Source organism: Streptomyces tendae, assembly GCF_008632955.1.
In the GTDB taxonomy this organism is placed as follows: Bacteria; Actinomycetota; Actinomycetes; order Streptomycetales; family Streptomycetaceae; genus Streptomyces.
In genome coordinates this window covers 1,058,105-1,071,120 of the sequence record NZ_CP043959.1, presented here as the reverse complement: position 1 = coordinate 1,071,120, position 13,016 = coordinate 1,058,105, and the positions used below count along the sequence as shown (strand labels likewise).

Annotated in this window: 9 protein-coding genes; all 9 read right to left on the bottom strand. The window is 67.7% G+C overall.

The features are described 5' to 3' along the window. Window positions 1-5: 5 nt before the first annotated feature. The 9 genes from F3L20_RS05080 to typA all read right to left on the bottom strand — a co-directional run bounded on the left by F3L20_RS05080 (window position 6) and on the right by typA (window position 13,009). On the bottom strand, window positions 6-983 hold the full coding sequence (locus F3L20_RS05080) for an ABC transporter permease (RefSeq protein WP_150152580.1): 978 nt from the start codon (window positions 981-983) through the stop codon (window positions 6-8). Further along, a complete protein-coding gene (locus F3L20_RS05075) occupies window positions 976-1,899 on the bottom strand; it encodes an ABC transporter permease (protein ID WP_150152578.1) in 924 nt (307 codons plus the stop codon). Before F3L20_RS05075 ends, F3L20_RS05080 begins: the two co-directional genes overlap by 8 nt. A gap of 6 nt (window positions 1,900-1,905) precedes the next feature. Beyond that, window positions 1,906-3,531, bottom strand: a complete 1,626-nt coding sequence (locus F3L20_RS05070; protein ID WP_150152576.1) for a peptide ABC transporter substrate-binding protein — start codon at window positions 3,529-3,531, stop codon at window positions 1,906-1,908. 328 nt (window positions 3,532-3,859) lie between these two features. Continuing rightward, complete coding sequence (locus F3L20_RS05065) at window positions 3,860-4,993, bottom strand: ABC transporter ATP-binding protein (RefSeq protein WP_145827190.1); 1,134 nt, start codon at window positions 4,991-4,993, stop codon at window positions 3,860-3,862. 27 nt (window positions 4,994-5,020) lie between these two features. Further along, window positions 5,021-6,082, bottom strand: a complete 1,062-nt coding sequence (locus tag F3L20_RS05060) for an ABC transporter ATP-binding protein (protein ID WP_145827189.1) — start codon at window positions 6,080-6,082, stop codon at window positions 5,021-5,023. 10 nt (window positions 6,083-6,092) lie between these two features. After that, entirely contained in the window at window positions 6,093-7,070 is a 978-nt protein-coding gene (locus F3L20_RS05055; protein WP_145827188.1) for an ABC transporter permease, read from the bottom strand. Between the two features lie 113 nt (window positions 7,071-7,183). Continuing rightward, window positions 7,184-8,983, bottom strand: a complete 1,800-nt coding sequence (locus tag F3L20_RS05050) for an ABC transporter substrate-binding protein (protein ID WP_145827187.1) — start codon at window positions 8,981-8,983, stop codon at window positions 7,184-7,186. 114 nt (window positions 8,984-9,097) lie between these two features. Next, the gene (locus tag F3L20_RS05045) at window positions 9,098-10,129 is read right to left on the bottom strand and encodes an ABC transporter permease (RefSeq protein ID WP_145827186.1); all 1,032 of its coding nucleotides are present in this window, start codon (window positions 10,127-10,129) and stop codon (window positions 9,098-9,100) included. Window positions 10,130-11,092: 963 nt separating this feature from the next. Further along, window positions 11,093-13,009 (bottom strand): translational GTPase TypA, encoded by a 1,917-nt coding sequence (typA, locus tag F3L20_RS05040; RefSeq protein ID WP_145827185.1) that lies wholly within the window; start codon window positions 13,007-13,009, stop codon window positions 11,093-11,095. Window positions 13,010-13,016: the final 7 nt, after the last annotated feature.

Below are 13,016 nucleotides of genomic sequence, written 5' to 3'. Positions count from 1 at the left end.
GCGGCTCACCTCAGCTTCGGGTCGAGGGCGTCGCGCACCGCGTCGCCGAGCATGATGAACGCCAGGACCGTGATCGCGAGGGCTCCGGAGGGCCACAGCAGCGCGTGCGGGGCGTTGCGGATGTAGGGCGAGGCGGAGGAGATGTCGATGCCCCAGGAGACGCTGGGCGGCTTCAGCCCGACCCCGAGGTACGACAGCGTCGCCTCCAGGGCGATGTACGTGCCCAGCGCGATGGTCGCGACGACGATGACCGGGGCCACCGCGTTGGGCGCGATGTGCCGCATCAGCAGCCGCGAGTGGGAGGCTCCGAGCGCCCGCGCGGCCTGCACGTAGTCGTTCTGTTTGGCGGTGATCACGGCGCCGCGGGCGATGCGGGAGATCTGCGGCCAGCCGAGCAGCACGATGAAGCCGATGACGGGCCAGACGGTGTTGCTGGTGATGACGGACAGCAGCACCAGGCCGCCGAGGACGACCGGGATAGCGAAGAAGACGTCGGTGATCCGGGACAGGACCGAGTCGGAGACGCCGCCGAAGTACCCGGCGAGCGCGCCCAGCACACTGCCGAGGACGGCGACCCCGAGGGTGGCGAGCACCCCGACCGCGACGGAGGTGCGGGCCCCGTACACGGTGCGGGTGTAGACGTCGCAGCCCTGCCCGTCGAACCCGAAGGGGTGGCCGGGCTGCGAGCCCTCCTGGGCCTTGGACAGGTCGCACTTGAGAGGGCTTCCGGAGGTGATGGCCGACGGCCACAGGGAGATGAAGACCAGGAACAGGATGACCAGCGCCGAGACGATGAACACGGGGTTGCGGCGCAGGTCGCGCCAGGCGTCGGACCACAGGGAGCGGGGGCGGTCCTCCGGTCCGGCGCCGTCCGGTCCGGGCCGTTTCTCCAGGGTCTCGGCCTCGTCGACGCCCAGGTCCATGGCGCCGCCCATGCCGGTGCCCGCGATGGCGGCCTCGGGTTCGTCGTGACGGTCAGACATAGCGGATCCTCGGGTCGAGTACGGCGTACAGGAGGTCGACGACGAGGTTGGCGACGAGGAAGACCAGCACCAGGACGGTGACGAAGCCGACCACCGTCTGGGTGTTCTGCCGCAGGATGCCCTGGTAGAGCTGGTAGCCGACACCGTGGATGTTGAAGATCCGCTCGGTGACGATGGCGCCGCCCATCAGGAAGCCGATGTCGGCTCCGATGAAGGTGACCACGGGGATCAGGGAGTTGCGCAGCAGGTGCCGGACGACCACCCGGCGCCGGGGCAGGCCCTTGGCGATCGCGGTGCGGACGTAGTCGGAGCGGCGGTTCTCCGCGATGGAGGTGCGGGTCAGCCGGGTGACGTAGGCGAGGGACACCGACGCCAGCACCAGGCCGGGCAGGATCAGCTCGTCGAAGGGCGCCTCGGAGGACACCGAGGGCCGGATCCAGCCCCACTTCACGCCGAGCAGCAGCTGCAGCAGCAGACCGGTGACAAAGGTGGGCACGGAGATCACCACGAGGGTCAGCAGCAGCACCCCGGTGTCCACCGGCCGGCCCCGGCGCAGCCCGGTGACCACGCCGAGGGTGACGCCGATGACGATCTCGAAGAGAATCGCGATCAGGGTGAGCCGGACGGTGACGGGGAACGCCGTCGCCATCAGCTCGGTGACCTCCTGGCCGTTGAAGGCCGTGCCGAAGTCACCGGTGAAGACGTTCCCCATGTACGTCAGGTATTGCTGCCAGACCGGCTTGTCGAGGCCGAACTCCCGCTCCAGGCGGGCGGCCGTCGCCGGGTCGCACTGCCGCTCCCCGCACAGTCCCGCGACGGGGTCGCCCATCACGTTGACCATGAGGAAGATCAGCAGCGTGGCCCCGATGAAGACCGGGATCATCTGGAGCAGCCGCCGGACGACGTAGCGCCCCATGCCGGCTCAGCTGACCTTGATCTCGTTGTAGACGGGGACGCTGAACGGGTTGAGCTTGACGTTCGACAGCCGGTCCGACCAGCCGGCGCTGCCGTTCTGGTACCAGAGCGGGATCGCGGCCATGTTGTCGCGGACCACTTCCTCCGCCTGCTGGAACAGACCGACGGCCTTGGCGGTGTCGGTCTCCTGGTTGGCCTGGTTCACCAGGTCGTCGAACTCCTTGTTCGACCACTTGCCGTCGTTGGAGGAGGCGTTGGTGTAGTAGAGCGGCTGGAGGAAGTTCTGGATGAGCGGGTAGTCCATCTGCCAGCCGGCGCGGAACGGCCCCGTCATCTTGCGGTCGGTGATCTCGTTGCGGAAGTCCGCGAAGGTGCCGACCGGGTTGGCGGTGCAGGCGCGCTCGTTGTCGAGGGCGTTGTTGATGGAGTTGCAGACGGCGTTGACCCACTCCCGGTGGGAGCCGGTGTCGGCGTTGAAGGTGATCGTCACCTTGCCGCCGGGCAGTCCGCCGCCCTCCTCGATCAGCTTCTTGGCCTCGTCCGGCTTGAACTCGCAGAACTCCCCGCACAGTCCGTCCTGGAAGCCGCCGTCCTCGCCGAGCACCGGGGAGGTCCAGTCGGTGGCGGGGGTCCGGGTATTCTGGAAGATCGTGTCGGTGATCTGCTTCCGGTCGATCGCCATGGACAGGCCCTGACGGACCTTCGTCGCGCCGTCGGTGTTCCAGGCTTCGTCGTAGAACGGGAAGGCGAGGGTCTGGATGATGCCCGCGGGGGTGTTGAGGTAGCGATCGCCCAGGTCGTTCTTCACGTTCTTCAGCTGCGCGGCGGGCACGTCGTCGACGAGGTCGAGGTTGCCGGCCAGCAGGTCGGTGTAGGCGGTGTTGTTGTCGGTGTAGACCTTCAGGTCCACGCCGCCGTTCTCCGCCTTGTCGTCGCCGGGGTAGTCGTCCCACGTGCGCAGGGACATCTGCGAGCCGCGGTTGTACGACTCGACCAGGTAGGGGCCGTTGCCGACGGGCTTCTTCACCCAGGCGTCGTGGTCGTCGAAGAACGCCCGGGGCAGCGGGGCGAAGGCGTTGTAGCCGAGGGTGTCGGGGAACGTGGAGAACTTCTGGGTGAGCTTGACGGTGAAGGTGCGGTCGCCGGTGACCTTCAGGCCGGACAGGGTGTCCGCGGTCTGCTCACCCTCCTCCGGGTGCACCTGGTCGTAGCCCTCGATGTAGCCGAAGAAGTACGAGTTGCGCTGGTTGTTGCGCAGGCCGGCGCCGTAGTTCCAGGCGTCCACGAAGGACTGGGCGGTGACCTTCTCGCCGTTGCTGAACGTCCAGCCGTCCTTGACGGTGATGGTGAAGTTCTGCGAGTCGTCGGTCTCGATGCTCTCGGCGAGCATGTCCTTGGCCTCACCGGTCTCCGGGTCGTACCGCTTCAGCCCCCGGAAGATCATGTCCAGGACCTTGCCGCCCTGGACCTCGTTGGTGTTCGACGGCTCCAGCGGGTTCTGCGGGTCGCCCCAGGAAGCGCTCAGCACGGCCGCGGAGTCGCTCCCGCCGTCTCCCCCGCCGCCGCATCCCGCCGTGGCGAGGGCGACCGCCGTCGCGCAGGCGGCCCATCTGGCGTGCGTGGTGATGCGCATGGGGTGCCTCCTCGTGCCCGGGTCCCTTCCCGGGTCAGCCTGGAAGCGGGGGCCCCGGCGCGCACGCCCGCCGGGTCCGTACGGGTACGGGGTGTCCTCCGGACGGCCGCACGGGGCCGAGCGGGGCCGCACCCCGAAGCCCCGGGGCGCGGGGCGTCCAGCCCCCGGCCCCACCGCGGCGGGGCGGCGCGGTCGCGAAGACTTGGGTGCCGGGCGCCGAGGCGCCGGACCCGCAGGCACGCGGAGGGGGCGGGCGGTGTGCGGCGGGTACGGCGGAGGGCCGGGGGCAGGAGGTGTCCCTCCTGGCCCCCGGCCCTCCGCCGACGGATCAGCTCTTGGAGATGTCCGACTCGTTCTCCAGGGCCTTCAGGCCCGGGTCCATCACGACGTCCTCGGTGCGGGCGCTGATCGTGCCCTCCTCCGGGTAGTGGCACGCCGTCAGGTGGCCCTCCTTGCTGCCCTGGATCCGCACCAGCGGCGGCTCCTCCGTGGCGCACTTCTCCGTCGCCTTCCAGCAGCGGGTGCGGAAGCGGCAGCCGGACGGCGGCGCGATCGGCGAGGGGACGTCACCGGCGAGACGGATCCGCTCCCTCTTGTCCGCGTCGATGTCGGCGTCCGGCACCGCGGAGAGCAGCGCGTGCGTGTACGGGTGGCGCGGCCGGTTGTAGATCGAGTCGCGGTCCGCGATCTCCACGATCTTGCCCAGGTACATCACCGCGACGCGCTGCGAGAAGTGCCGCACGATCGCCAGGTCGTGGGCGATGAAGACGAACGCGATGCCCATCTCCCGCTGCACTTCCTGCAGCAGGTTGACCACCTGCGCCTGGATCGACACGTCCAGGGCCGAGACCGGCTCGTCGGCGACGATCAGCTTCGGCTGCAGGGCGATGGCGCGCGCGACGCCGATGCGCTGGCGCTGACCGCCGGAGAACTCGTGCGGGAAGCGGTTGTAGTGCTCGGGGTTGAGACCCACGATCTCCAGGAGTTCCCGGACCCGCTTCTCACGGCCGCCGGGCGGGTTGATCCCGTTGATCTCCATCGGGCCGGAGATGATCGTGCCGACCGTCTGCCGCGGGTTCAGCGAGGCGTACGGGTCCTGGAAAATCATCTGGATCTCGGATCGGATCGGCGCCAGCTTCCGGCGGTCGGCCGAGCTGATGTCCTGGCCCTGGTACTCGATGGTGCCCGCGGTCGGCTCGTAGAGCCGGGTGATCAGCCGTCCGGTGGTGGACTTGCCGCAGCCGGACTCGCCGACCAGGCCGAGGCTCTCACCCGGGTAGACCTCGAAGTCGACGCCGTCGACGGCCTTGACCGCGCCGACGGTGCGCCGGATCGGGAAGCCGCCCTTGATCGGGAAGTGCTTGGTCAGACCGCTGACCTTCATCAGCGGCGCCTCGGAGCCGTTCCGCTGCTGCGGGACGGAGTCGGCGACCGCTGTGGTCGTCTTGCTGTTGTCGCTCATGGAAATGCCCCAGTCGCCGGTTTCCGCTCAGCCCAGCCGGGGCTGAATCGTCTCGATGAACACCTGCTGCCGCTGTTCCGCCGTCAGGTGGCAGGCGGCGGCGCGTCCCGGTGCGAGCGTCGGCCGCTCGCCCGAGCAGCGGTCCCCCGAGACCTTGTCGGTGAAGGCGCACCGCGGGTGGAACGGACAGCCCGTGGGCGGGTTCAGCAGGGAGGGCGGCGAGCCGGGGATCGGCAGCAGCGGCTCGTCGACGTCCGAGGACAGCCGCGGCATGGAGCCGAGCAGACCCCAGGTGTACGGGTGCTGCGGCGCCTTGAGCACCTCACGCGTGGTGCCCCGCTCGACCGCGCGGCCGGCGTACATCACCAGGATGTCGTCGGCCATGTTGGCGACCACACCGAGGTCGTGGGTGATCATGATGATCGCGGAGCCGAACTCCTGCTGCAGGTCCTTGAGCAGGTCGAGGATCTGCGCCTGCACGGTCACGTCGAGGGCCGTGGTCGGCTCGTCGGCGATCAGCAGGTCCGGGTCGCAGGAGAGCGCCATGGCGATCATCGCGCGCTGGCGCATACCGCCGGAGAACTGGTGCGGGTAGTCGTCGACCCGCTGCTGCGGGTGCGGGATGCCGACCTTCTCCAGAAGGTCGATGGCGCGCACCCGGGCGTCCCGCTTCGAGGCGCCGGTGTGCTTCATGAACGGCTCACCGATCTGGCGGCCGATCGTGTAGTACGGCGACAGCGCGGTCAGCGCGTCCTGGAAGATCATCGCCATCTTCTTGCCGCGCAGCGTCTCCAGCTGCTTCTCACTGGCGGTGGTCAGCTCCTGGCCGTCCAGCGTGATCGACCCGTCGATGGCGGTCTTCTTGCGGTTGTGCAGGCCGAGGACGGCCAGGTTGGTCACCGACTTGCCGGAGCCGGACTCGCCCACGATGCCGAGGGTCCTGCCGCGCTCCAGGTCGAAGGAGAGCCCGTCCACCGCCTTGACGATGCCGTCCTCGGTGGAGAAGTGGACCTTGAGGTCGCGCACCGAGAGGAAGGCTTCCCCCGCGGCGGCGGCCGCGGCCTCTTCGGGCTTGGTCTGAGTGGTCACGGTAGTTCTCCTAGGACAGACGCACGCGCGGGTCGATGACGGCGTACAAGGCGTCCACGATCAGGTTGAAGACAATGATCAGCGCGGCGCTGACCAGCATGACGCCCATCAGCATCGGCAGGTCCTTGTCGACGACGGAGGACAGCGCCAGCCGGCCGAGACCGGCCAGGCCGAAGGTCAGCTCGGTCACCATGCCGCCCGACAGCAGCGACGAGAGGTCGATGCCGAGGATGGTGATGATGGGGATGAGGGAGCCGCGCCACGCGTAGCGGAAGAACACGAAGTTGCCCGACATGCCCTTGGCGCGGGCCGCCTTGACGTGTTCCTCCTGGAGCTGCTCGATCATCGACGAGCGGCTCATACGCGTGTAGTTGGCGGTGAAGATGGTGGCCATGACGACCCAGGGGATCAGCAGGCCCATGAACCATCCGCCGAGATCCTCGGAGAACGGCACGTACTTGGGCTTGTCGAGCCAGCCCGTCTGGTAGACGAGGAAGAGCAGGACCAGCGGGCCGAGGAAGTAGATCTGCATCGAGCTGATGACCAGCGAGCCGGAGCTGAAGGTCTTGTCGATCCAGGTGCCGCGGAACTTGGCGGCCAGCATGCCCGCGCCGAGGCCGACGATCAGGAAGACGATCAGCGAGCCGACGGTCAGCGACAGCGTCAGCGGGAAGCGGTCGAGGATCGTGTCCCAGACGTTCTGGTTGTTGGCGAAGGAGACGCCGAAGCAGGGGGCGCTGCAGTGGCCGACGGCGAAGTCACGGCCGGCGAAGATGCCGATGAGGAAGTTCCAGTACTGGACCGTGACCGGCTTGTCGAGGCCCAGGTTCGTGTGGATGATCTCCAGCGCGTCCGGAGTGCAGTTCTTGCCACAGGCCAGCAGAGCCGGGTCCTGCGGGATGGCGAAGAACATGAAGAAGGTGAACGCACTGATCAGGACAAGGATCAGTGCCGCACCGAACGTCCGGCGAATGAGGAATTGAAGCATGGCAGGAAGCTGCTCTCAGGACGGCGGCTGTCGGAAGGAAGATCTGGGGGTGGCCTCCGGGGCCGGTGGTGGGCGTTCCGCCGCGCGCCCACCACCGGACTCCGGCCTGGCGGTTACTTCTTGAGGAAGATCCGGGTGACGTCCACGTAGCTCGAGTCCGAGCTGTAGCGGAGGCCGCCGATGTTCGAACCGAAGATCTGGAAGACCTTGGTGTAGTAGATCGGGGCAGCCGGGTTGACTTCCTTGGCGATGTACTCGCTCAGCTCGGCCCAGGCCTTGGTGGCCTCGTCGGTGTCGGTGATCTGCAGGATCCGGGCGATCTCCGAGTTGACGTGCTTGTCGTTGATGTGCGAGTAGTTCGACGCACCGTCCTGGATCTGCGTGCCGTCGTACAGCGGCGGCACCACGGTGGAGGCGGACGGCCAGTCCTGACCCCAACCGGTCATGTAGAGGTCCAGACCGTTGTTGACCTTACCGACCTGCTCGTACCAGGTGGCGGCGTCGATCTCCTTCTTCTGGATGTCGAGACCGATCTTCTCCAGCGCGTCGGTGATCAGCACGGCCTGCTGCTGACGGACCGGCGAGTTGGCGTAGGCGTAGACGAGCTTCTTGCCCTTGAAGCCGCCCTCGTCGATCAGCTTCTTGGCGGCCGCGATGTCACCGTTCATCTTCTTGTGCCGGTTGAACGGGTCGAAGTCGTCGCGGTAGCCCGGAGTGGTGGGCGAGGTCAGCGAGTTGGCGACCTCACCGCCGTAGGCACCGCCGTCGGCCTTGTAGATGGCCGTGGCGGGCAGGGCCAGGGTGATCGCGTCACGGAGCTTCTTGTCCTTGACGCGGTCCATGTTGAAGTTCAGCTGCCACACGTAGGGCGCGTAGCCCTGGATCGTGCGCTTCATGGCCGCCTTGTCGCTGACGACCTTCTGCAGCTGGGTGGTGGCGACCTGACCCGTGAACATCATCGCGTTCTTGGCCTCGCCCTGGTCGGCGAGAAGGGTCTTGGTCTGGTCCTCGTCGTCGTGGTTCATCTCGATGTTGAAACCGTCGACGTACTGGTGGCGCACGGAGTCGGACTTGGCGTCCCACTGCGTGTTCTTGACCAGCTTCATGGACTTGCCCGGCTTGAAGTCCGCGATCTTGTACGGGCCCGTGGCGACCGGGTCCTGGTCGTACTTCTCCTTGGTGTCCGTCTCCACGGGGACGACCGCGTAACCCGGCATGGTCAGCATCTGCGGCAGGTCGGGCTGCGCCGTCTTGAAGTGGAAGACGACCGTCTTGTCGTCCGGCGTCTCGAGGACGTTGTTGGGCAGGTGCTTGCCCTTGAACGGACCGTCGTAGGCCTTGCGGTAGGTGGTGCCCGCACCGGACAGCCACTGCTGCAGGTAGGTCGGACCGTCGGTGATGAACGAGGCGTAGAGGCGCTCGACCGTGTGGCGGATGTCCGCCGCGTTGATCGGGTTGCCGTTCTCGTCCTTCAGGTTGTCCTTGAGGGTGTACGTCCAGGTCTTGCCGCCGTCGGTGGTCTTGCCGGCGTCGGTGGCCAGGTCGCCGACGACGGTCAGGTTGCCCTGGTCGTCCTCGTCGTACTGGGTCAGACCGCGGAAGATGAGACGGCCGAGCAGCTTGCCGTCCGAGACGTAGGTCTGGCCCGGGTCCAGGTGGGAGAAGTCGTCCTCCTGGTACACGTTCACCGTGCCGCCGGGCTTGGCGCCGGGGATCTCGGCGGCCGGACCGGTCGACGCCTTCACGTCACCGATCTGCACCGGCTTGGACTGCGACTTGGCGTCGTCCTTGGTCTTGCTGTTGTCCTTCGCGGAGCTGTCGCTGCCACCGCCACCGCAGGCGGTGAGGGTCAGGGCGCCGGCGGCAACCGCGACTATCGCGGCCGTGGCGGCACGGTTACGGAAGATGCTCATGGAGACGGATCCACCTGCCTGTAGTAGTGAGCACTGCTGGTATGTGGCCGAAGCGGAAGCCGTGGGGCTGCCCGGCGCCGGCCGGTCGGGAGCGTGGGGGGTTCCCCTGTGGGCTCAGCGCCCCGTCTTGGGGTCGAAGGCGTCGCGCACCGAGTCACCGAGGAGGTTGAAGGCCACGACGAAGATCACCATCGCGATACCGGGGAAGAGCATGTAGTACGGGTCCTGCTCGATGATGCCGGCGCCGATGGCGAACATCCGGCCCCAGTCCGGCGTCGGCTCGACGTATCCGACGCCGACGAAGGAGAGGAACGCGATGCTGAGGATCGTGGAAGGCAGCGTCAGCGTCGCCTGCACCAGCGTCGGCGTGACGATGTTGGGCAGGAGTTCCTTGCGGATGATGCGCCAGGGCGAGGCACCGGAGATCCGGGCCGCTTCGATGAACTCACGGTCCCGCAGGGACAGCGTGGCGCTCCGGACGATCCGCGCCATGCTCATCCATCCGAGGAAGGACAGCACGATGATGATCGCGGAGGTGCGCACATAGGTGGGCGTCTCCTCGTCGGGGGCGACGAAGACGGTGGTGATGACGGGCATCGCGGCCACGAAGAACAGCTGGCTGGGCAGGGCCATGAAGAAGTCGGTGATCCGGCCGAGCCAGTAGTCGATCTTGCCGCCGAAGTAGCCGCCGGCCAGACCGATCAGCACGCCCAGCACCGTCATCAGGATCGTCGCGGCCAGGGCCGTGGCGAGCGAGGTGCGGATGCCGTACAGCAGCTGGGTGAACACGTCCCGGCCGAGGCCGGGTTCGATGCCGAACCAGAACTCTCCGTCGATGCCGCCGAAGGGCTTCGCCGGCATCGTGAACAGGTCGAGGAGGTCGGGGTTCTCCTGCCCGTACAGGGTGTACGGGTTCTTGCCGTAGACCTTCGCGATGAGCGGCGCGGCCGCGGCTATCACGAAGAAGAACAGGACGACGACGGCAGAGACCACACCGGTCCGGTCACGCTTGAAGCGCGCCCACATCAACTGCCCGGGACTGCGGCCTTCGAGCTTCTTCGGCTCTTCGGCGTCGCCCTGAGGGGCGTTCTCCTTGTCCAAGACCGTAGAGGTGGGAGCACCCTCAAGCTCGATTGGACTCGTCATCAATTCGTCCGTTTCACAGGTTGGAGGTCGTCGGGAGCACCTGCGGCCCGACGGCCTTCGCACGACGTACGTCTTGCGCAGCGCGCGAGGGGAACAACGACGGAGGGGCGGCAGCCGCCCCGGGGGAACCCTGGCGCGGTCGTGACCTACCGACCGGCCTCACGAGTCGTCAAGGAAGGGCGCGACGCCGCGCCGCCACCGGGACGACCGTGACGGGACTGGGCGCACCCGCGGGACCTCCACCCGCCACCGGGTACGACGCGACCCATTGGGCGCTTGTGGCACCTCGCATGGGTTCCTCCTCATGAATCCGCTGGTTCACCGCAAAAAGGAACACCGGAAAACCCCCGGCCCCTCGTCGGACCGAAGATCGTCAAGTGCCCCTGCGCTCGTGGATCGTCGCCGTCAGCTCACGACCCGTTCATCCGAGCTCTACGCGCCTAACTATCTGCCATGCACCACGACCGAGCCACACCCCCGAGGTTTCGGTTCGATCACAGCTCTCGCCTACATCTTCCAAAATCCGGACAAAGGGTTTGGCGAAAGATCCCTGCGAAACGGACTTGTTACACATCTACCGGAGCCCGGTGTCCGTATAGCGGACGTTTCGCGGGGGAAAACCGATTGCGCTCAGAGTGCCCGGCGTGCAGGGTGCCCGAGGGGGCATCCGGGCACTCGGCCCGCCGAGCCGGCGCGCCCGCGGCCGGTGGTCCCCGGATCCGGGGACCACCGGCCGCGGGCGCGCCGTTCCGGGAGCAGGGTAGTGCCGGGCCGGACCGTTTCGGCCTGATCAGCCCGTCATCAAGGGTTTTCCCTACCCTCCCCTTGCCGTCACCCTTTCGTCCCTCTCCGCCCCGTTCCCGCCGCCCTACGCCCCGGAGGGGACCCGGGGCCCGGAGACGCGAACGGCACCGGACACCCCCGCGAGGAGGTGTCCGGTGCCGTGTGCCGGGTGCGGCGGCGTCAGCCGTGCTTGGCGCGGCTCGCGGCGCGGGCGCGCTCGCGGGCGTCCAGGTTCACCTTGCGGATGCGGACGGCCTCCGGGGTGACCTCCACGCACTCGTCGTCGCGGCAGAACTCCAGGGACTGCTCCAGCGACAGCTTGCGCGGCGGGACGATCGCCTCGAACGAGTCGGCCGAGGACGACCGCATGTTGGTGAGCTTCTTCTCCTTGGTGATGTTCACGTCCATGTCGTCGGAGCGCGAGTTCTCACCGACGATCATGCCCTCGTACACCTCGGTGCCGGGCTCCGTGAAGAGCACGCCGCGCTCCTGGAGGTTGGTCATCGCGAACGCGGTGACCGCACCCGAGCGGTCGGCGACCAGCGAGCCGTTGTTACGGGTCGTCAGGGTGCCGAACCAGGGCTCGTGGCCCTCGTGGATGGAGTGGGCGATACCGGTGCCACGGGTCTGGGTCAGGAACTCGGTACGGAAGCCGATCAGACCGCGGGAGGGCACGACGAACTCCATGCGCACCCAGCCCGAACCGTGGTTGGACATGTTGTCCATCCGGCCCTTGCGCACGCCCATGAGCTGCGTGACCGCGCCCATGTGCTCCTCGGGCACGTCGATCGTCATGCGCTCGACGGGCTCGTAGGTCTTGCCGTCGACCTCCTTGGTGACGACCTGCGGCTTGCCGATGGTCAGCTCGAAGCCCTCGCGGCGCATCTGCTCGACCAGGATGGCCAGCGCCAGCTCGCCGCGGCCCTGCACCTCCCAGGCGTCCGGACGCTCGGTGTCCAGGACGCGCAGCGAGACGTTGCCGATCAGCTCGCGGTCCAGACGGTCCTTGACCTGGCGGGCGGTGACCTTGCGGTCCTTGACGACCGCCTTGTTGTCCGCGCCCTTGCCGGTGGCGCCGCGGCCGACCAGCGGAGAGGTGTTGGTGCCGATGGTCATGGAGATCGCCGGCTCGTCCACCGTGATCAGCGGCAGGGCGACCGGGTTCTCCGGGTCGGCCAGCGTCTCGCCGATCATGATCTCCGGGATGCCCGCGACGGCGCAGATGTCACCGGGGCCTGCCTTCTCGGCGGGCTTACGGGTGAGCGCCTCGGTCATCATCAGCTCGGAGATGCGCACGTTGCTCACCGAGCCGTCGCGCTTCATCCAGGCGACCGTCTGGCCCTTCTTCAGCTCGCCCTGGTGGACGCGGAGCAGGGCGATACGGCCGAGGAAGTTGTCGGCGTCGAGGTTGGTGACGTGGGCCTGGAGCGGCGCGCCCTCCTCGTAGGTGGGCGCCGGGATGTGCTCGAGGATGGTGGAGAAGAACGGCTCCAGGGAGTCGGAGTCGCTCGGCACCGTGCCGTCGGCGGGCTTGGTGAGCGAGGCGACGCCGTCACGGCCGCAGGCGTAGACGATCGGGAACTCGATCTGCTCCTCGTCCGCGTCCAGGTCGAGGAAGAGGTCGTAGGTCTCGTTGACCACCTCGTCGATGCGGGCGTCGGGCCGGTCCGTCTTGTTGATGCAGAGGATGATCGGCAGTCGCTGCTGCAGCGCCTTGCGCAGCACGAACCGGGTCTGCGGGAGCGGGCCCTCGGAGGCGTCCACCAGCAGCACCACACCGTCGACCATCGACAGGCCGCGCTCGACCTCGCCGCCGAAGTCGGCGTGGCCGGGGGTGTCGATGATGTTGATGGTGATGGGCTCCCCGCCGTCCTTGGGGTGGTACTTCACCGCCGTGTTCTTGGCGAGGATCGTGATGCCCTTCTCACGCTCCAGGTCGTTCGAGTCCATCATGCGGTCGTCGACCTGGTCGAGCTGGTGGGCGGCGAAGGCGCCGGCCTGCTTGAGCATGCCGTCGACGATGGTGGTCTTGCCGTGGTCGACGTGGGCGACGATGGCGACGTTGCGGATGTCGTGACGCGTTGTAGACGCAGCCATAAAAGGC

What these genes read in the sequence shown, in the direction of transcription:
- F3L20_RS05080 (WP_150152580.1), bottom strand. Translation starts at nt 983, where the DNA reads ATGTCTGACCGTCACGACGAACCCGAGGCCGCCATCGCGGGCACCGGC.
- F3L20_RS05075 (WP_150152578.1), bottom strand. Translation starts at nt 1,899, where the DNA reads ATGGGGCGCTACGTCGTCCGGCGGCTGCTCCAGATGATCCCGGTCTTC.
- F3L20_RS05070 (WP_150152576.1), bottom strand. Translation starts at nt 3,531, where the DNA reads ATGCGCATCACCACGCACGCCAGATGGGCCGCCTGCGCGACGGCGGTC.
- F3L20_RS05065 (WP_145827190.1), bottom strand. Translation starts at nt 4,993, where the DNA reads ATGAGCGACAACAGCAAGACGACCACAGCGGTCGCCGACTCCGTCCCG.
- F3L20_RS05055 (WP_145827188.1), bottom strand. Translation starts at nt 7,070, where the DNA reads ATGCTTCAATTCCTCATTCGCCGGACGTTCGGTGCGGCACTGATCCTT.
- F3L20_RS05050 (WP_145827187.1), bottom strand. Translation starts at nt 8,983, where the DNA reads ATGAGCATCTTCCGTAACCGTGCCGCCACGGCCGCGATAGTCGCGGTT.
- F3L20_RS05045 (WP_145827186.1), bottom strand. Translation starts at nt 10,129, where the DNA reads ATGACGAGTCCAATCGAGCTTGAGGGTGCTCCCACCTCTACGGTCTTG.
- typA (WP_145827185.1), bottom strand. Translation starts at nt 13,009, where the DNA reads ATGGCTGCGTCTACAACGCGTCACGACATCCGCAACGTCGCCATCGTC.